This is a genomic window from Nitrobacter sp. MLSD-S21 (genome assembly GCF_058809865.1).
In genome coordinates, this window is sequence record NZ_JBXASZ010000002.1 from 651,235 (window position 1) to 671,270 (window position 20,036).

The following is a 20,036-nucleotide window of genomic DNA, read 5'->3' on the forward strand; positions in this document are numbered from 1 at the left end:
TCCTTAAGTTGCGGCCATGCCGAAGAAGCCCGCCGCCAAGCCCGCTGCCGCGATCGACGCAGCCGAGATCCCAGCCGCCATCCCCGCGACGATTCCTGCGGCGAAAGCTGAAGCTGGGACCAATATGCAGGGACAGCACGTCTTTCTGGTCGACGGCTCATCCTACATCTTCCGCGCTTATCACGCTCTGCCGCCGTTGAACCGCAAATCCGATGGGCTGCAGGTCAACGCGGTGCTCGGCTTCTGCAATATGCTGTGGAAGCTGTTGCGCGACATGCCGAAGGACGACAAGCCGACACACCTCGCGATCATCTTCGACAAGTCCGAGGTCACGTTCCGCAACAAGCTCTATCCCGACTACAAGGCGCATCGGCCGCCTGCACCCGACGACCTGATCCCGCAATTCGCGCTGATCCGCGAGGCGGTGAAAGCGTTCGACCTGCCCTGCCTCGAACAGATCGGCTTCGAAGCCGACGACCTGATCGCGACCTATGTGAGGCAGGCGTGCGAGCGTGGCGCGACCGCGACCATCGTATCTTCTGACAAGGACTTGATGCAGCTCGTCACCGACTGCGTCACCATGTACGACACCATGAAGGACCGCCGCCTCGGCATACCTGAAGTGATCGAAAAGTTCGGCGTGCCGCCGGAGAAGGTGGTCGAGGTACAGGCTTTAGCCGGTGACAGCGTCGACAATGTACCGGGCGTGCCGGGCATCGGCGTCAAGACCGCCGCGCAACTCATCACGGAATACGGCGACCTCGAAACGCTGCTACAGCGCGCCGGCGAAATCAAGCAGCCGAAGCGGCGCGAGACGTTGATCGAGAATGCCGAAAAGGCCCGCATCTCGCGGCAACTCGTATTGCTCGACGACAAGGTCGCGCTCGATGTGCCGCTGGACGACCTCGCGGTGCAGGAGCCCGACGCCCGCAAGCTGATCGCCTTCCTGAAGGCGATGGAATTTACCACGCTGACAAAACGCGTCGCGGACTATTCCGAGCTTAACGCGACCGAGATCGAGCCGGACAGAAAAAACGCCAGCGGGGCCTCTTCGACAGCGCCCAAGGCGTCCGTAGCCGCCGTCACCGGCGATCTGTTCGGTAGCAGCGATGGCGTCGTGAAAAGCACGCCGATCATCAGGGCAAAGGGCGACGCGGAGATCAAAACGCCTGCGGCCCTTGCCGCCGCCCGCCTTGAAGCGGTGCGCAAGCTGCCGGTCCAGCGCGACACCTACGAAACAATCCGCACGCTAGAGCGGCTGAAAGACTGGGTTGCCCGCATCGATAACAATGGCAGCTTTGCCTTCGAAGCCCTGGCACCGACGATTGATCCCATGCAGGCCGAATTGTCGGGCTTCACTCTGGCTCTCGCGCCGAACGATGCATGCTACATCCCGCTCAGCCACAAACAGGCCGGCGACGGAGCCGGCCTGTTTGCCGCCGGTCTTGCGCCCGGTCAGATCGCGGTCCGCGATGCGCTGGAGATCCTGAAGCCGATCCTTGAATCCAGCGGTCACTTGAAGATCGGGCTCAACATCAAGTTCAGTGCCGTGCTGCTCGCGCAGCATGGCATCGTCATGCAGAATCAGGACGACGTCGAGCTTATCTCCTACGCGCTCGATGCCGGGCGGGGCTCCCACGATCTTCAATCGCTGGCACAACGCTGGCTCGGGCACACCGCTTTGAGTTATGGCGAACTGACCGGCAGCGGCAAGAACAAGCTTGCCTTCGATCAGGTGGCGATCGAGCGCGCCACGGCCTACGCAGCGGAACATGCCGACCTCACCATGCGGCTGTGGCAGATCTTAAAGCCACGGCTGGTCGCCGAGCGCATGAATGCGGTGTACGAGACGCTCGAGCGGCCGATGGTCGCGACGCTGGCGCGGATGGAGCGGCGCGGCATCACCATCGACCGGCAGGTGCTGTCGCGTCTCTCGGGTGAATTCGCGCAGACCGCGGCCCGGCTGGAAGCCGAGATCCAGCAACTTGCCGGCGAGCCGATCAACGTCGGCAGTCCGAAGCAGATCGGCGACATCATGTTCGGCAAGATGGGCCTGGCCGGGGGCAGCAAGACCAAGACCGGCGCGTGGTCGACCTCGGCGCAAATCCTCGATGAGCTCGCCGAGCAGGGCCACGACTTCCCGCGCAAGATCCTGGACTGGCGACAGGTGTCCAAACTGAAATCCACCTATACCGACGCGCTGCCCGAATACGTTCATCCCCAGACCAAGCGCGTGCACACGACCTATGCGCTCGCCGCCACCACCACCGGCCGATTGTCGTCGAACGAGCCGAACCTGCAGAACATTCCGGTGCGTAACGAAGAGGGACGAAAGATTCGTCGTGCCTTCATCGCGGCCCCCGGACACAAGCTGGTGTCAGCCGATTACTCTCAAATCGAACTGCGGCTGCTTGCGGAAATCGCCGATATCCCGGTGCTGAAGCAGGCGTTCCGCGACGGCCTCGACATCCACGCCATGACCGCGTCGGAAATGTTCGGCGTGTCCGTAAAGGGAATGCCAGGCGAAATCCGCCGCCGGGCCAAGGCCATCAACTTCGGCATCATCTACGGCATCTCGGCTTTCGGCCTCGCCAATCAGCTCGGCATCCCCCGCGAAGAAGCAGCCGCCTATATCAAGAAGTATTTCGAGCGCTTTCCCGGCATTCGCGCCTACATGGATGCGACCCGCGATTTCTGCCGCGAGCACGGCTATGTCACGACCCTGTTCGGCCGCAAATGCCATTACCCCGACATCAAGTCGCCGAACCCGTCGCATCGCGCCTTCAACGAGCGCGCCGCGATCAACGCGCGCCTGCAGGGGTCGGCTGCCGACATCATCCGCCGCGCCATGGCGCGGATGGACGATGCGCTTGCGGCGAAGAGGCTGTCCGCACGGATGCTGCTGCAGGTCCATGACGAGTTGATTTTTGAAGTGCCGAACGAGGAGGTCGCGGCAACGCTGCCGGTCGTACAGCATGTGATGCAGGATGCGCCATTCCCGGCGGTGTTGCTGTCGGTGCCGCTGCAGGTCGACGCCCGCGCCGCTGATAACTGGGACGAAGCACATTAGGATCATCCCAACGGCGACCTGACAAGAACACAACAAGAACTGCACGACGACGCTGACGCCTGCACGCGCCGCCTTCGACTCGGAACGTTTCGCCGCTCGTGATATTGAATCCCTTTCTGCAGTTTTCAGCCCATTGCGTATGGAGTTTTCGATGGCCCCGCGTGCTAACTGGAAGGGCTTTTTGCGCCTTTCGCTCGTGACCTGCCCGGTAGCCCTGTTTCCCGCGACCTCGGAGTCCGAGAAGGTCAGCTTCAACCAGATCAATCGCAAGACCGGGCACCGCATCAAGTATCAGAAGGTCGATGCCGAAACCGGCGACGAGGTCGACAACGACGATATCGTCAAGGGGTACAAGATCGATACCGATACCTATCTCGAAGTGACGAAGGACGAACTCGACAACATCGCGCTGGAGTCCACCCACACCATCGATATCGACCGGTTTGTGCCGCGCGCAGAGATCGACGATCTTTATATCGTCAGGCCGTATTATCTGGTGCCGGACGGCAAGGTCGGACACGATGCCTATGCCGTGATCCGCGACACCATCAAGGCGACGGGCAAGGTCGCGCTGGCTCGGGTGGTGCTGACCAATCGCGAGCACGTCATTGCCCTTGAAGCGCGCGACAACGGGTTGGTCGGCCTGCTGCTGCGCTACGCTTACGAGGTACGCGAGACATCGGACTATTTCGACGACATCAAGGAGGTGAAGATCACCAAGGACATGCTCGATCTCGCCAAACATATCGTCGAGCAGAAGTCCGGCCGCTTCGAGCCGACCGCCTTTAAGGATCATTATGAAGCGGCGCTGCTGGACCTGATCGAGCAGAAGAAGGCAGGCCACCCGATCGCAAAAGCCAAGGTCAAGACCGAAGGCAATGTCATCAACCTGATGGACGCCTTGCGGCGGAGCCTGAAGGGCGGCAGGTCTGAGCGGACAGAAATCACCGCCGCTCCCGCGAAGGGCAAGAGGTCAAAGAAGCGGGTCGAAGGTCAGCGCGAAATGTTGTTTCCGATCGAAGGCAAGAAAGCCGCGAAGGAACCCAAGCGCGAGACTGCGAAGCGGCCAGCCAGGACGCGCGCCGCAAAAAAGGTACCCGCGGCAAAGCGCAAAGCCGGATAGCCGGGCGCGGACATGCGCAAGCTGATCGCCTTCGACGACGAGACCATGACCGCGCTGACGCAACTTGGCCATAGCCGCATGGCGACCCTCCAGGATCTGGCAGACGAGGCGTTCGCCGACCTTTTGAAGAAGCACGGCGTGCCGATTGATCTCAAGGATGCCCTGCGGAAGAGTGCGGGTGTCGGAAAGAAAAAGGCGTGACGCCGGCAGCACTCTTGCGCTTACCGGGCGTTGCCGACGTTTGATCCTTGATCGGAGCCGTCGCCGTGCCATCCCGAAAGCTCAGCACCTACCGCAAGAAACGCGACTTTTCGAAAACCGCCGAGCCGAGCGGCAAGGCGCGCGTCGTGCCCGCTAGGCAACTGCGGTTCGTGATCCAGAAGCACGATGCCACCCGGCTACATTACGATCTCCGCCTTGAGTACGAGGGGGTGTTCAAATCCTGGGCTGTGACGCGAGGTCCCTCGCTCGACCCCGGCGAGAAGCGGCTGGCAGTCGAGGTGGAGGATCACCCGCTCGACTACGGCGACTTCGAAGGCACCATCCCGAAAGGTCAATATGGCGGCGGCACGGTGGAAATCTGGGATCGCGGCTACTGGTACGCCGAAGACCCGGCGAAAGGCCTCGCGAAGGGCGACCTTAAATTCGCGCTGATGGGCGAGAAGCTTCAAGGCGAATGGGTGCTGGTGCGCATGAAGCACGACCGCAGCGGCGGAAAGCGCACCAACTGGCTGCTGATCAAACACCGCGACGACTACGCAAAGCCGGGCGGCGGCGAGGATGTGCTGGAAAATGACCGTTCGGTCGCATCGGGTCGGACCCTCGAACAGATCGCCAAAGGCAAGGGCAAGGCGCCGGAGCCTTTCATGATGACCAGGCGGATCGCCGGCTCTGACGCGGTTTGGGATTCGAACAAGGGCGCTGCCGCGGAGGCGCGCGCCAGGGAATCGAAACGGTCGGCAAAGCCGAGCGCAAAGCCCGCGTCGACCGGCAAGAAGGCGCCGAAGAAAGCCCGAGTACAAATTGCCAAGGCTCGCGCGATCAAGGGCGGGATACCGAACTTTGCCGGACTTCAGCTTTGTGAAACGGCAACGCGCCCGCCATCGGCGGAGGGCTGGGTGCATGAAATCAAGTTCGACGGCTATCGCATCCAGATACGGATCGAGAACGGTGACGTGACGCTCAAAACCCGCAAAGGCCTCGACTGGACCGATAAGTTTTCAGCCATCGCAAAGGCGGCCGCGAAACTGCCCGACGCCATCCTCGACGGCGAGATCGTCGCGCTCAACGCAAAGGGCGATCCGGATTTCTCCGCGATGCAGGCCGCGCTGTCCGAAGGCAAGACGGATGCGCTGGTGTACTTTGCTTTCGACCTTCCGTTTGCCGAGGGCGAGGATCTGCGCCCGCTGCCGCTGCTGACGCGCAAGGACCGGCTTCGCAAGCTGCTCGGGCGCTCTGCAAGATCCGACCGCGCACCGATCCGCTACGTAGAGCATTTTGACGTGAACGGCGAACAGATGCTCGCAACGGCGCACGAATCCGGCCTCGAAGGCATCATCTCCAAACGCATCGACGCGCCCTATCGCGCCGGCCGCGGCGGTAACTGGGTCAAAACCAAGAGCCGTCCCGGCCATGAGGTCGTGATCGGCGGGTGGAAGACAACAGGCGGCAAGTTCCGCTCGCTAATGGCCGGCGTCTATAACGGCGACCACCTCGTCTATACCGGCATCGTCGGCACCGGCTACGGCCGCGATACCGTGAAACGCATCATGCCGGCATTGAAAGCCGCGGCCGCATCGAAAAGTCCTTTCACCGGCAAGAATGCGCCGGCCGGCGGTCGCAACGTTCATTGGCTGAAACCTGAACTGGTCGCCGAAATCGAATTCGCCGGTTGGACTGATGACGGCATGGTCCGGCAGGCAGCCTTCAAAGGGCTGCGCGCGGACAAGCCGGCGCGCGAGGTCAGGGCGGAAATGCCGGCCCGTGCGGCCGCCCCACGATTCAACAAGACACGGCCCGACAAGACAAAGCTCAACGCAACACAGCCCAACGCGCGAGCCACACCAGCAGCGAACACCGACACGACCAGATCGCGGCAACCTCGCACGTCTACGGCGCGCGATCGCTCGACGGTGATGGGTGTTGTGATCTCGCATCCAGATAAAGCGCTATGGCCGGATGCGGACAGGCAGCCGGTCACCAAGCTCGATCTTGCCGCCTACATGGAAGCCGTGGGCGGCTGGATGATCGGCCACATCCGCGGACGGCCGTGTTCGATTGTTCGCGCACCAGATGGCATTGATGGCGAAACGTTCTTTCAGCGCCACGCCATGCCGGGTCTCTCGGATCTGGTCACGCAAGCGAAGGTATCAGGCGACCGAAAGCCTTATCTGCAGATCGACCGCGTCGAGGCACTGGCGGCGGTGGCGCAGATCGGCGGTATCGAATTGCATCCGTGGAACTGCGTGCCCAACGAATACACGGTGCCGGGACGGCTGGTATTCGACCTCGATCCCGCGCCGGGCATCGCATTCCCCGACGTGATCGCTGCGACCAAGGACATGAAGCAGCGGCTTGAGGCGCTCGGGCTCGAAACGTTCTGCAAGACCACCGGCGGCAAGGGGCTGCACGTCGTCACGCCGCTTGCAATCAAGCAAAAAGACGGATTGAACTGGAAGCAAGCCAAGATGTTCGCCCAAGCCGTCTGCGAACAAATGGCCGCTGACGCACCCGATAAATATCTCATCAACATGTCGAAGAAGCAGCGCGAGGGAAAAATCTTCCTCGATTATCTTCGCAACGATACCAAATCGACGGCTGTCGCGCCGCTGTCGCCGCGCGCGCGCCCCGGCGCCACTGTATCCATGCCGCTGAACTGGTCTCAGGTGAAAGCCGGTCTCGATCCTAAACGTTTCACACTCCGCACCGCGCCAGACCTCTTGAAAAAGAGTAAGGCATGGGCGGACTATGACAAGGCCGCGCGTCCGCTAACCACCGCAATCAGCAGGCTCGTACGATGACGAACATGACAGGTAGTAGCCGAAGGATCGCGCTGCTCGGCATTCCCATCGACATGGGCGCATCGCAACGCGGCACCTTGATGGGGCCAGCAGCACTGCGGACCGCGGGAATCAAGCCGGTGCTGGAAAACCTGGGCATCGATGTCCTGGATCATGGCGACATCTCCATTGCTCAGGTCGTGCCGGCAACCGACCCAATTCCCGCGAAGGCCAACAACTACCGCGATATCCAGGCATGGATCCGCGCACTCAGCCCGCGCGCTTATGATCTGACGACGTCCGGCGCGATCCCGATTTTTCTTGGCGGCGACCACAGCCTGTCGATGGGTTCGATCAACGGTGTCGCGCGCTATTGGCACGAAAGAGAGCGCGAACTGTTCGTACTTTGGCTCGACGCTCACGCCGATTACAATACACCGCTGACGACCATGACCGCGAACATGCACGGCATGTCGGCCGCTTTTGCGTGCGGCGAGCCCGGGCTTGATGGGCTGCTCGGCGACGAGCCGCGCGCCTCTATCTCGCCAGCGCATCTGGACCTGTTCGGCATCCATTCGATTGACCCGCTCGAGAAGAAGCTGGTGCAAGACCGTCGCATCGCGGTCGCTGACATGCGCGCGATCGATGAGTTCGGCGTATCCGTATTGATTCATCGCGTCCTCGAGCGAGTGAGGGCGCGCAATGGCGTCCTGCATGTCAGCTTCGATCTCGACGTCCTGGACCCCGGCATCGCGCCCGGCGTCGGCACGACCGTTCCGGGAGGAGCGACCTATCGCGAGGCACATCTCGTCATGGAACTGCTATACGATTCCGGACTGGTCCGTTCGGTCGACATCGTCGAACTCAATCCGTTTCTCGACGAACGCGGGCGAACCGCGCGGGTCGCGGTGGAATTGATCGCGAGCCTGTTCGGGCAGCAGATCACCGACCGCCCGACTCCAAGCAATGCGCTGGAGCCGGATAGAATCTGAACACGCGCGGCAGTCTTGCGGACATCATGCAAATGCGGTCGTGACCGCGCGTCCGACGGCCGCGATGACAGCGTTTTGCCGATCCGCCGAGGCGGTGGCGCCCGTGAGATAGGCCGTCACAATAAACGGCGCCCGATCCGGCGGCCAGATCACAGCGACATCATTCGCTGTTCCCCGCTCGCCGGACCCGGTTTTGTCGCCGACGCGCCACGCGGCCGGCAATCCGGCGCGCAGGCGCTTGCCGCCAGTCGTATTGGCGGCGAGCCAACCCGCGAGTTGAGCGCGCGACTCCGCCGACAGCATGCCGTCCAACACCAACGCCCGCAAATCGGAGGCCATCGCGTTCGGCGTCGTGGTATCGCGCGGATCGCCTGGCAGCGCTTCATTAAGTGCCGTCTCGGCGCGGTCGAGACGCGTCATGTCGTCGCCCAGACCCCGCACAAAAGCGGTCAGGCCCTGCGGGCCGCCAATGCTCGCGAGCAGCAGATTTCCCGCCGTGTTGTCGCTGAGCGTAATTGCGGCCTTGCATAGTTCTGCGACGGTCATGCCGTGCGGGCCGACGTGCTTCTGCGTCTCCGGCGAATGGGTCACGAGATCGGTCTCACTGAAATAAATCCGCCGCGAGAGATTTTCCTTGCCGGCATCGACCCCTTGAAGAACGGCGCCCGCCGCTAGCACCTTGAAGGTGCTGCACATTGGAAACCGCTCGTCCATCCGCTGGCCGACGCGCTGGCCGGTGCTGGTATCGAGCAGCGTGACACCCAGCCGCCCGCCGCCGCTTTCATTTTCCAGCCTTTTCAATTCGTCGACAAACTTCTCATGCAATGCCGAGGCCGCCCGGACTCGGCCAGCCCGGCCTATGACGACCAGCCCCGCCAGGCCCGCACCCGTCGCACACAGCAATCGTCGTCTGCCGATCATTTTTTAATCGTCCTCATATTTGGCTGTGCCGAGATAGTTAGATATGCCGTAGCGCGGCGTAACTATCGAAGAATGGATGGGCGAGCATCGAACCGCTCTTCAAGACATCGATGTGCAGGCTTACTCTGCCGCCTCCTTAGCCGCCGGAGCCGCGGCCTTGACCTCGGCATCGACGTCGTTCTCGAATCTACCGAAATTCTTCCGGAACATGTCGACCAGGGCGCGCGCGGTCCTGTCGAACTCGACCTTATCGGCCCAGGTCTTGATCGGATCGAGGATATGCGGCTCGACGCCTGGTACCGAGGTTGGGACTGCGAACCCGAAATATTTGTCATTGTGAAACTGGACGTCGCGCAAGGAGCCGTCGAGCGCTGCGCCGAGCAGAGCGCGCGTGACCCTGATTGGCATGCGACGGCCGGTCCCGTATTTGCCCCCGGTCCAACCGGTGTTCACCAGCCAGCAATCGACCTTGTGCTTCGCGATCAAGGCGCGCAGCATGTTGCCGTAGACGCTGGGATCGCGCGGCAAGAACGGCGAGCCGAAGCAGGTGGAGAATTCTGGCTGCGGCTCGTTGCCGAGGTCGCGCTCAGTTCCCGCTACTTTCGCGGTGTAACCCGAAAGAAAATGATACATTGCCTGCGCCGGCGTCAGCCTGGCGATGGGCGGCAGTACGCCAAAGGCGTCAGCGGCCAGCATGATCAGATTTTTTGGCTGGCCGGCACAGCCTGTTAAAGACGCGTTCGGAATGAATTCGAGCGGATAGGCCGAACGGGTGTTCTCGGTCTTCGGGTCGTCATTGAAATCGGGTACCCGCGTGGCTTCGTCGTGTACGACATTCTCAAGCACTGCGCCGAAGCGTTTCGAAGCGGCGTAAATCTCGGGTTCGGCCTCCTGCGACAGCCTGATGCATTTGGCGTAGCAGCCGCCCTCGAAATTGAAGATGCCGTCCTTGCTCCAGCCGTGCTCATCGTCGCCGATCAGCGTGCGTTTGGGATCGGCGGACAGCGTGGTCTTTCCCGTTCCCGAGAGGCCGAAGAAGATCGCGCTGTCACCGCCGGGGCCGACATTGGCCGAGCAGTGCATCGGCAACACGCCTTTGTCGGGCAGATGGTAGTTCAGCGTGGTGAAGATGCTTTTCTTCATCTCCCCGGCATAATGAGATCCGCCGATGAGAATGATCTTGCGGATGAAATCGATGGCCACAACGTTCTCCGAGCGAACGCCATGCCGTTTGGGATCGGCGCGAAAGCTCGGCAGGTCGATGACGGTCAGTTCAGGTACGAAGTTGGTAAGTTCCGATATCTCCGGCCGGCGCAATAGGGTGCGAATAAAAAGCGAATGCCAGGCCAGCTCGGTGAAAACGCGGGTCTTGATACGGAAATTTGGATCGGCACCACCATAGAGGTCCTGTGCGAACAGCGTCTTGTTCCCGGCGTGCTCAAGAAAGTCGGAATACAACGCGCCGAATTGCCCCGACGTCATCGACTGGTTGCCTGCCCACCATATATTTTTATCGGTGGTCACATCACGGACCACGAACTTATCCTTGGGGCTTCGGCCGGTGAAGATACCGGTCTCCGCGCATAACGCGCCATCCGCATTCAGCATCGCTTCGTTTGTACGTAGGGCATGCTCGTAAAGCTGCGGCGCGCCAAAATTCCAGTACACGGCCTTGAGATTTTTTAGGCCGAACTTTTCGGCGCCGAAGGCGCCGTTACGCACGCCTGTCTCAGGCACGGAAAATTCCTCCTCGTCGAATCCGCATCGCAGGGCGCGATCATAACCAATCGCGCTTCCGCAGCGATGTCTAAATTATAGCCGTCCAGAGCCGGCATTGATCAAGGCCAAACTCATCTGGCCAATCCCGGCTTACTCCAGGAATTCGGATCAAGCCTATGCTGACGCGCGGGCCTTTTCCGCCAATTCCTTCAAGACACCGCGAAGTTCCTCGGGCGTGACGACCCGCCGCGGAAAATCAAGGCGCAACGCATCACGCTTGTCGGCACTCATGTCCAAGCCGTCGGGATCGCAGCCGGTGCAGCGCCAGTCGGCCGTCTCCGCGCCGAGCAACCGCGTTGCATAAAGATTCAAGGCGTCGCGATGATCGCCATTCATATGTTCGATCGCAGTTTGTTCGGCCGCGACCAACGCGTCCGCGCCCTCAAGGCTGGTCAGAATCTTTTCCGGCCTGAGATCAACAATCCGTCCGAAACCGGCCACCAAATGAACTCCGGTTAGCCGAATCCGGAAGAACGAAAAATCATTGAAATCCGCGAAAGATTCCGCCGAGGGGTGAACGTTCAGATAACGCCTTCGCAGGATTGCCTTGAGTTCCCCATCCGCCTCCTCGGCTGTTCCCGCGACCATGATCCGCGAGCCTTCCAGAGGGTCGCCGGCTGCGCGCTCGTCCAGCATCAGCGACACCCTGGGATCGGCGAGCAGATTTTTCGTATGCACTGCAAGGCGTGAAATCAAAAGAATTGGTGAACCATCGTAATGGCTTGCGACATTCACAAGGGAGCAATAGGGGTCGCCGCTACCTGCCATTAAGGTTGCAAGTGCGCCTTGCCGGCTGCGGCGTAGCAGGGATCGGGTCAGGTTTGCGGCTGTGAAATTGGCGGTCGGCTGCATGGCTTAAATCCTCAAATTTGAAAAACCACCTTTTCAGGGCTAAACTGATAACCGAACAGAGTGGGAACGGTAGGGCCTTTCGCACGTTTAAAGAGCCTCGGTCACACTTCAGCCTCGCTTGCATTGCTCGTTGACTGCGTTCTTAAGGTTACACCAATGGCAGACGGTCGAATTGTTCGCCTCTCGCCACCCGCTTCGGAAAGCAGGCATATGCCCACAATTGCTTTGGTCGATGACGACCGCAACATTCTCACATCGGTGTCGATTGCGCTCGAAGCCGAAGGCTATCGCATCATGACTTATACCGATGGAGCGTCGGCACTCGACGGCTTCCGCACCAGCCAGCCGGACCTTGCGATCCTCGACATCAAGATGCCGCGCATGGACGGAATGGAGACACTGCGACGACTGCGTCAGAAATCCGACCTGCCCGTTATTTTCCTCACCTCCAAAGACGAAGAGATTGATGAACTGTTCGGCCTCAAGATGGGTGCCGACGATTTCATCCGCAAGCCGTTCTCGCAACGGTTGCTGGTCGAGCGCGTCAAAGCGGTTTTGCGCCGAGCCTGCCCGAAAGATCCTGCCGCCGTACCCAAGGAGAGCGACGCAAAGGCGCTCGACCGTGGCCTGCTGCGCATGGACCCGGAGCGTCACACCTGCACCTGGAAGAATGAGCCCGTCACCCTGACCGTCACGGAGTTCCTTATTTTGCAAGCGCTGGCGACACGCCCCGGCGTCGTCAAAAGTCGCAACGCGCTGATGGACGCCGCCTACGATGATCAGGTCTACGTCGATGACCGCACCATCGACAGCCACATCAAGCGGCTGCGTAAGAAGTTCAAGGTCGTCGACGACGACTTTGAAATGATCGAAACCCTGTACGGCGTGGGTTACCGCTTCAGGGAAACCTGATAACATCGTTATGGGCGCGGCCCGTGAACCGGATGTTCGATGACATGTCCGGTTTGCTTTCGGTGTGAATGCGAACGTTCGTCGTCCAGCCGCATCTTCAGCGACAAACGCGAAGCGTTTACGCGGGAATGACAGCAATAGTGAATTTGGTGCAACCGGGCAGTTTCAGTCCTTGCTTGATCGAACGCAGCCTGATTTGAATCCCGAGACCGAGGACACCTCACAAGTCCTGGCGGCGGAAGGTCTTGCCGATCAGGCCCAACGGACGCCGCCCTGGCAACGGCCGCTTGGCTGGCTCAGGCGCGCAGGCCAGTTTCTCTTCACGCTCAGCTTTTCGAGCCTGACCCGCCGCATCGTATCGCTTAATCTCGCCGGCCTGATCGCGCTGGTCGCCAGCATTCTCTATCTCTCGCAATTCCGCGCCGGCCTGATCGATGCGCGCGCGCAAAGTCTGCTGGTACAGGGCGAGATCATAGCCAGCGCCATTGCCGCCTCGGCCACGGTCGAGACCAACACGATAACAATCGATACGGATCGCCTGCTCGATCTCAAGCCCGGCGAGAGCTATGGCGCACCGGACGAAATTTCAGGGCTGGACTTTCCAATCAATCCTGAGCGGGTCGCTCCCGTGCTGCGGCGGCTGATCTCTCCGACCAAGACCCGGGCGCGCATCTACGATCGCGACGGAGTATTGATTCTCGACAGCCGCAGCCTCTTTCGCCGCGGCGACGTCATACGTTTCGAACTGCCGCCCCCGACCGACGTCAAACCGGGGTTCATAGAACGCACCACGATCGCGATCCGCACCTGGCTCAATCGCGGCGATCTTCCGCTCTATCGTGAGCTCGGTCCCGAAAACGGCAACGGCTATCAGGAGGTTGCGCAGTCGTTAAAGGGTGAGAAATCCAGCATGGTGCGCATTAACGATCGGGGCGAAATCATCGTTTCGGTCGCCGTTCCGGTCGAACGCCCCCGCTCCACCATTTTCGGCTCGCTGATGCTATCCACTCAAGGCGACGATATCGACCAGATGGTCATGGCGGAACGGCTGGCAATCCTGAAAGTATTCGGCGTTGCCATGATCGTCATGATCGTGCTGTCGCTGCTGCTCGCAAGCACCATCGCCGGACCGGTACGGCGGCTCGCAGACAGTGCGGAGCGTGTGCGGCGCCGTATCAAGACGCGCATCGAGATTCCCGACTTCACTCGCCGCCGCGACGAAATCGGTCACCTATCCGGCGCGCTGCGCGACATGACCGACGCGCTCTACAACCGTATCGAGGCGATCGAGACCTTCGCGGCCGACGTTTCCCATGAACTGAAAAATCCCCTCACCTCGCTGCGCTCCGCGGTGGAGACCCTGCCGCTCGCGAAGACCGACACCAGCCGCAGCCGGCTACTGGAAGTCATCGAGCACGATGTCCGCCGACTTGATCGACTGATCTCCGACATATCCGACGCAAGCCGACTCGACGCCGAGCTACAACGGCAGGATGAGGCGCCCGTCGATATCCAGCGTCTTTTGACCATGCTTATATCGGTCGCGAACGAAACCAAGCTCGGCCGCGACATCAGTGTCGACGTGCGCTTCGAAGGCAGTCGCACCTTCTCGGTGCCGGGGCATGACTTGCGACTAGGACAGGTGATATCCAACCTCCTGACCAATGCTCAATCGTTTTCGAAACCCGGCGGCCGTGTGCGCATCGTGTGTCGCCGCTTGAAATCCGAAATCGAGATCGTCGTGGACGACGACGGTCCCGGCATTCGCCCCGACGCGTTGGAGCGCGTGTTCGAGCGCTTCTACACCGACCGACCCGACCAGGGTTTCGGTCAGAACTCCGGGCTTGGCCTTTCGATTTCGAAACAGATCATCGAAGCGCATCGCGGACGGATCTGGGCTGAAAACCGCCCCGGACCGACAGATGCCCATGGCGACATCCGGATCGCCGGCGCGCGTTTCATCGTCCGGCTTCCCGCGTCATGATCGCGTCGTCCGGACCGACGATCCATGGCTCCGCGGTTCTGGTAGGAGATCGCGCCGTTCTGATCCGCGGCCCCTCCGGCGCCGGCAAGTCTCGTCTCGCCTTCGACCTCATCCTCGCCGGCCGCAGCCGCCAGCTCCCCGTAACGACGCTGGTCGGCGATGACCGCCTCTTCGTGACGCCGCTTCATGATGGGCTGCTCGTCAGGCCCGCGCCTGAGCTTGAGGGAATGATAGAAATCCGTGGGTTCGGGATTCGCCGGTGCGCTTTCATCGCGGAGGCGCAGGTCGGCCTCGTGATCGATCTCGAGGCGCCCGACGCGGAGCGCTTGCCGCCGCCAAAAGCGCTGCGAACCACCATATTAGGGGTCGATCTGGCCCGAATTCCGGTTGCAGCTACTTTTTCGCCACTTCCGATAGCCATCGCTGCGCTGACGACTATTCCGGGTTGCAGCGACACTCGCTCCACTACCGATTGTCCGGGGGAATCCGGTAACCATATAAGTCCTACTACAGCCATGGAGTAAACCATCCCGGCTTTCAGAGCGGACCCGCTTTTCAGGGAAAAACCTAGCACTCCCCCTTGCGTGAGAGCTCTGGATGGTCAAAGTGGCCTGTTCGTGCGGTGCACCAAAAGCACCCGCGAGGAGTTTTCAATGATTGGTCTGGTACTTGTGACCCACGGGCGCCTTGCCGATGAGTTCAAGGCGGCACTCGAACATGTGATGGGCCCGCAAAAGCAAATCGAAGCCATCACCATCGGCGCCGAGGACGATGCCGATCTGTGCCGGGGCGATATCATCGAAGCCGTCAATCGCGTCGACAGCGGCAACGGGGTTGCCATTCTCACCGACATGTTCGGCGGTACGCCTTCAAACCTCGCGATCTCTTGCATGAGCCGGCCCAAGGTCGAGGTGCTCGCAGGCATCAACCTTCCCATGCTCGTCAAACTTGCCAAGGTGCGCAACGATCTCCCGCTGCCGGAAGCCATCGCGGCGGCGCAGGAGGCCGGACGCAAATACGTGACGATCGCCAGCCGGGTACTCGCCGGGAAATGACCGGACAGCCTGACGACGCAGCCTCCTCGGGTCCCCCACCGACGGTGAGCGAGGCATCTCCTGCCGGAACGGTCTCCTGCGAAATTTCGATCATCAACAAGCGCGGCCTTCATGCGAGGGCGTCCGCGAAATTCGTACATCTGGTCGAACGCTTCGACGCCGACATTAGCGTAACGCGCAATGGCGAGACGGTCGGAGGCAATTCGATCATGGGATTGATGATGCTGTCCGCGGGAATCGGAACGACGATCATCGTTTCGGCAACTGGTCCGGAGGCGAAAGCGGCGGTCGACGCGATCACAGAGCTCGTCGGCAATAAGTTCAACGAGGACGAGTGATCGTCTTCTCGCTCTTGCCCTTAAAACAGTCGTCAGAAAGCGTTTCCCGAGGTTGACGCTTGCTTGCCCGCCGTTCGGGCGGGTGCTATCCCGCGCCCCATGACGACCAGTGCCGCCGGTTTGCAGTTCCTGCAGCAATTGCAGCGTTTTTCGAGCGAAGTTTGCGGCGGTTCGAAAACGCATCAAATCACAATCAAGGAGCCCCGCTTCTGATTCCATCAGAACCGGAAAGGCTCTAGAGGTTGCCGTAATGTCTGACGAGCTTCAAAAGCAGGGCACGCCCCCCACTGCAAACATCCGCAACTTTTCCATCGTCGCCCATATCGATCATGGCAAGTCGACGCTGGCTGACCGCCTGATCCAGATAACCGGCGGCCTGACCGATCGAGAGATGGCGGGCAAGGAGCAGGTGCTCGATTCGATGGACATCGAACGCGAGCGCGGCATTACCATCAAGGCGCAAACGGTGCGCCTGAAATACCGCGCCAAAGACGGCAAGGATTATGTCTTCAACCTGATGGATACGCCCGGACACGTCGACTTCGCTTACGAGGTTTCGCGTTCACTCGCTGCTTGTGAAGGTTCGCTACTGGTGGTGGATGCGAGCCAGGGCGTAGAGGCGCAAACGCTCGCCAACGTCTATCAGGCGCTCGACAACAACCACGAGATCGTGCCCGTCCTCAACAAGGTTGATCTGCCTGCGGCCGAGCCCGATAAAGTGAAGCAACAGATCGAGGACGTGATTGGAATCGACGCCTCGGACGCGGTGATGATCTCGGCCAAAACCGGCCTTGGCGTGCCCGATGTCCTGGAGGCCATCGTCACCCGGCTGCCGCCGCCGAAAGGCGACCGCGACGCCACGCTGAAGGCGCTCCTGGTCGATAGCTGGTACGACGTCTATCTCGGCGTCGTCGTGCTGGTCCGCATCATCGACGGCGTGCTCAAGAAGGGCAGCCGCATCCGCATGATGGGCACTAACGCGGCTTACGATGTCGAGCGCGTGGGCTTCTTCACGCCGAAAATGCAACAGGTCGACGAACTCGGCCCCGGCGAGATCGGCTTTATCACAGCCGCCATCAAGGAAGTCGCAGACACCCGCGTCGGCGACACCATCACCGACGACCGTCGGCCGGTGGCGGAGATGCTGCCCGGCTTCAAGCCGGCGATTCCCGTGGTGTTCTGTGGCCTGTTCCCGGTGGACGCCGACGATTTCGAGACGCTGCGTGCCGCGATGGGCAAGCTGCGTCTCAACGACGCCAGCTTCTCGTTTGAAATGGAAACCTCCGCCGCGCTCGGCTTCGGCTTTCGCTGCGGCTTCCTCGGCCTGTTGCATCTTGAGATCATCCAGGAACGGCTCTCCCGGGAGTTCGATCTCAACCTGATCGCCACCGCGCCGAGCGTCATCTATAAGATGAAACTGACCGACGGCGGCGAGATCGAGATCCACAATCCGATCGACATGCCGGACGTGGTGAAGATCGCCGAGATCGAGGAGCCGTGGATCGAAGCCACCATCCTCACGCCCGACGAGTATCTCGGCAGCGTGCTGAAGCTTTGCCAGGATCGCCGCGGCGTGCAGAAAGAGCTCACCTATGTCGGCGCGCGCGCGATGGTAAAATACGATCTGCCGCTCAACGAAGTCGTGTTCGACTTTTACGACCGGCTCAAGTCCGTCTCCAAGGGCTACGCCTCATTCGATTATCACCTCACCGACTACAAGCCAGCCGATCTCGTGAAGATGCAGATCCTCGTCAACGCCGAGCCGGTCGATGCGTTGTCCATGCTGGTGCATCGTACCCGTGCCGAAGGCCGCGGCCGCGCCATGGTCGAGAAGATGAAAGAGTTGATCCCGCCGCACATGTTCCAGATACCGATCCAGGCGGCAATCGGAGGCAAGGTGATCGCGCGCGAGACGGTGCGTGCATTGCGTAAGGACGTCACCGCGAAGTGCTACGGCGGCGATGTCAGCCGTAAGAGAAAACTTCTCGAGAAGCAGAAGGAAGGCAAGAAGAAGATGCGGCAGTTCGGCAAGGTCGATATTCCGCAGGAAGCCTTCATCGCCGCACTGAAGGTCGATAGCTGATGCTTCACATCAGCCCCAAAAGATGGTGGGGCTATAGCGTTTTCGAGCGAAGTGGATACCGGTTCGCGTGAAGAAAACGCGTCAGATTAGAATCTGAGAGCTCCGCTTCTGATTCCATCAGAAGCGGAAGGCTCTGACGGCCGCAGCGCGACTGCCAGGAACCCTCGCAACCGCCGGACGTTTCGATTCCACCGAAACGCAACCGGGAGAGGCGTCATGCCGCGCGGCGACAAGTCAGCCTATACAGGCAAACAGAAGCGCAAGGCCGAGCATATCGAGGAAGGCTACGAGAAGCGCGGGGTGAAGAAAGAGGAAGCCGAGCGCCGGGCGTGGGCGACCGTCAACAAGGAGAGCGGCGGCGGCAAGAAGAGCGGCTCGGGCCGCGGCCGCAAGACCACGAACGTCTCATCGAAGCGCGGTGGCAAACGCGGCGGCAAGGCTTCGGCCACCCGTTCCGCAGCCGATCGGTCGCGCTCGGCGAAAAAGGCCGCGGCGACCCGCAAGCGCAATGCCGCAAAGCGCTCTCCGGCCAGGAAAGCCGCTGGCAAGCGATAACGGCCGTTGCCACGAGCCCGGATCGACAGCCCGTGATGGCAACCGGGGCACCTACGGCGCGGGGCTATGACTGACCTGAATCTTGGCGGTCGCGGAGCTGAAGTCCGGTGGATTCAGCCAAAGCCGTCCGGCAGCGTTCGACGCGTTTTCGATACACGAACGGGGTATCCACATCGCTCGAAAGCGCTATAGAATCGCCTCTCATGAATGGCCGCGCGATTCTATTTCTGTTTCTACTGTCCACGTTCGCCGCCTCCGGCGGTGGCGCGCTGGTGTCCAGAGCGATCGCGCAAGACAAAGGCACGCTGCACCCGAAACCGCTGCCGCCACTGGCCAATCCCGAAGACCCCGCATTGGCCGCCAAACAACTGTTCGGCCGCAAGACGCTTCCGGCTGCCGGCGCGCCTTACGTCATTGGCTATTATGCGCGGGGCTGCATGGCCGGGGCCGAGGCGCTGCCGATCACCGGGCCGACCTGGCAGGTGATGCGACTGTCGCGCAACCGCAACTGGGCGCATCCGGCTATGGTGGCGTTGCTTGAACGACTATCGGGGAAGGCGCGCAAAGACGCCGGCTGGCCGGGGCTTCTGGTCGGCGACATGGCCCAACCGCGCGGCGGTCCGATGCTATCCGGTCATGCCAGCCACCAAATCGGACTCGATGCCGACGTTTGGCTCACGCCAATGCCGGACCGGCTTTTGTCGCGCAACGAGCGCGAGGAGATGTCCGCGGTCATGATGGTGCGCCACGACCGCCTGGATATCGATCCCCACGCCTGGACGCCGAGTCACCTCAGCGTCATCCGTGCCGCTGCCAGGGAGCCGGCGGTCGAGCGTATTTTCGTCAATGCCGCGATCAAAAAGGCGCTGTGCCGCGAGGCCAAAGGCGACCGCAGTTGGCTCTCGAAGGTTCGCCCCATGTACGGCCACGACTATCACTTCCATATTCGCATCAAGTGTCCGCCGGGCAATCACCAGTGCGAATCCCAGACTCCGCCTGAGCCGACAGACGGATGCGGCGCGCACGATCTGGCCTATTGGTTCAGCGACGCCGTGCTGCACCCGAAACCGCCGAAGGTGCCGCCGAAGCCAAAACCCCCGATCACGTTGTCACAACTACCCGCGAACTGCCGTCAGGTTCTGGCTGCGCCGGATGCCAGCCACTAACAGTCGCCACGAAGGATGGGTCCGGGGAATTCATGACCGCCCACGGACCGTTGGCGGAAAAGAGTCGGCTCGCCTTCTTGTGCCTGGAAACGCTAAAGGTTAGCGGCTCAACCAGAGTCTACAGCCACCTCGCCTTTCAAAAAAACCAGTGGCCACCGCTCTTTACGTACGCATCGTGCGGCTGATACTGTCGTCAAAGCGATCTTT

The 20,036-nt window shown here is 61.1% G+C and carries 16 protein-coding genes; 13 read left to right on the forward strand and 3 right to left on the reverse strand.

Going from position 1 to position 20,036, the window contains the following annotated elements; genetic code table 11:
* Window positions 1–16 precede the first annotated feature (16 nt).
* From polA to rocF, 5 genes are all read left to right on the forward strand, one after another.
* On the forward strand, window positions 17–3,070 hold the full coding sequence (gene polA / locus AC1RT6_RS08985) for a DNA polymerase I (RefSeq protein WP_079445429.1): 3,054 nt from the start codon (window positions 17–19) through the stop codon (window positions 3,068–3,070).
* Between the two features lie 151 nt (window positions 3,071–3,221).
* Window positions 3,222–4,193, forward strand: a complete 972-nt coding sequence (gene ku / locus AC1RT6_RS08990) for a non-homologous end joining protein Ku (RefSeq protein ID WP_079445536.1) — start codon at window positions 3,222–3,224, stop codon at window positions 4,191–4,193.
* 12 nt (window positions 4,194–4,205) lie between these two features.
* Window positions 4,206–4,394, forward strand: a complete 189-nt coding sequence (locus AC1RT6_RS08995) for a hypothetical protein (protein WP_079445428.1) — start codon at window positions 4,206–4,208, stop codon at window positions 4,392–4,394.
* Window positions 4,395–4,459: 65 nt separating this feature from the next.
* Window positions 4,460–7,213, forward strand: a complete 2,754-nt coding sequence (ligD, locus tag AC1RT6_RS09000; RefSeq protein ID WP_079445535.1) for a DNA ligase D — start codon at window positions 4,460–4,462, stop codon at window positions 7,211–7,213.
* Window positions 7,210–8,184, forward strand: a complete 975-nt coding sequence (gene rocF, locus AC1RT6_RS09005; RefSeq protein ID WP_472791189.1) for an arginase — start codon at window positions 7,210–7,212, stop codon at window positions 8,182–8,184. Before ligD ends, rocF begins: the two co-directional genes overlap by 4 nt.
* A 24-nt stretch (window positions 8,185–8,208) precedes the next feature.
* Here the strand turns inward: rocF and bla are convergent, their stop codons facing one another.
* The 3 genes from bla to AC1RT6_RS09020 form a co-directional block, all read right to left on the reverse strand.
* Window positions 8,209–9,105: a class A beta-lactamase gene (gene bla, locus AC1RT6_RS09010; protein WP_079445426.1), complete on the reverse strand. Its 897-nt coding sequence runs from the start codon at window positions 9,103–9,105 to the stop codon at window positions 8,209–8,211.
* A 120-nt stretch (window positions 9,106–9,225) separates the two neighbouring features.
* Entirely contained in the window at window positions 9,226–10,842 is a 1,617-nt protein-coding gene (locus tag AC1RT6_RS09015) for a phosphoenolpyruvate carboxykinase (protein ID WP_472791188.1), read from the reverse strand.
* 156 nt (window positions 10,843–10,998) lie between these two features.
* On the reverse strand, window positions 10,999–11,736 hold the full coding sequence (locus tag AC1RT6_RS09020; protein WP_079445424.1) for a HugZ family pyridoxamine 5'-phosphate oxidase: 738 nt from the start codon (window positions 11,734–11,736) through the stop codon (window positions 10,999–11,001).
* 210 nt (window positions 11,737–11,946) lie between these two features.
* On the opposite strand from AC1RT6_RS09020, the gene AC1RT6_RS09025 reads away from it, so the two are divergent.
* The 8 genes from AC1RT6_RS09025 to mepA all read left to right on the forward strand — a co-directional run bounded on the left by AC1RT6_RS09025 (window position 11,947) and on the right by mepA (window position 19,829).
* Window positions 11,947–12,648 carry a response regulator transcription factor gene (locus AC1RT6_RS09025; protein ID WP_079445423.1) on the forward strand — a complete coding sequence of 234 codons (702 nt, stop codon included), beginning with the start codon at window positions 11,947–11,949 and terminating at the stop codon, window positions 12,646–12,648.
* Window positions 12,649–12,820: 172 nt separating this feature from the next.
* Window positions 12,821–14,632: a sensor histidine kinase gene (locus AC1RT6_RS09030; protein WP_173815889.1), complete on the forward strand. Its 1,812-nt coding sequence runs from the start codon at window positions 12,821–12,823 to the stop codon at window positions 14,630–14,632.
* Window positions 14,629–15,156, forward strand: a complete 528-nt coding sequence (locus AC1RT6_RS09035; protein WP_079445422.1) for an HPr kinase/phosphorylase — start codon at window positions 14,629–14,631, stop codon at window positions 15,154–15,156. Before AC1RT6_RS09030 ends, AC1RT6_RS09035 begins: the two co-directional genes overlap by 4 nt.
* A 129-nt stretch (window positions 15,157–15,285) precedes the next feature.
* Entirely contained in the window at window positions 15,286–15,687 is a 402-nt protein-coding gene (locus tag AC1RT6_RS09040; protein ID WP_079445421.1) for a PTS sugar transporter subunit IIA, read from the forward strand.
* Complete coding sequence (locus AC1RT6_RS09045) at window positions 15,684–16,025, forward strand: HPr family phosphocarrier protein (protein ID WP_079445420.1); 342 nt, start codon at window positions 15,684–15,686, stop codon at window positions 16,023–16,025. The genes AC1RT6_RS09040 and AC1RT6_RS09045 overlap by 4 nt, the downstream gene beginning before the upstream one ends.
* Window positions 16,026–16,275: 250 nt before the next feature.
* Window positions 16,276–18,108: a translation elongation factor 4 gene (lepA, locus tag AC1RT6_RS09050; RefSeq protein WP_079445419.1), complete on the forward strand. Its 1,833-nt coding sequence runs from the start codon at window positions 16,276–16,278 to the stop codon at window positions 18,106–18,108.
* Between the two features lie 216 nt (window positions 18,109–18,324).
* Window positions 18,325–18,663, forward strand: coding sequence for a plasmid stabilization protein (locus AC1RT6_RS09055; RefSeq protein WP_079445418.1), 339 nt, complete (start codon window positions 18,325–18,327; stop codon window positions 18,661–18,663).
* Window positions 18,664–18,866: 203 nt separating this feature from the next.
* Window positions 18,867–19,829 carry a penicillin-insensitive murein endopeptidase gene (mepA, locus tag AC1RT6_RS09060; protein WP_472791186.1) on the forward strand — a complete coding sequence of 321 codons (963 nt, stop codon included), beginning with the start codon at window positions 18,867–18,869 and terminating at the stop codon, window positions 19,827–19,829.
* Window positions 19,830–20,036: the final 207 nt, after the last annotated feature.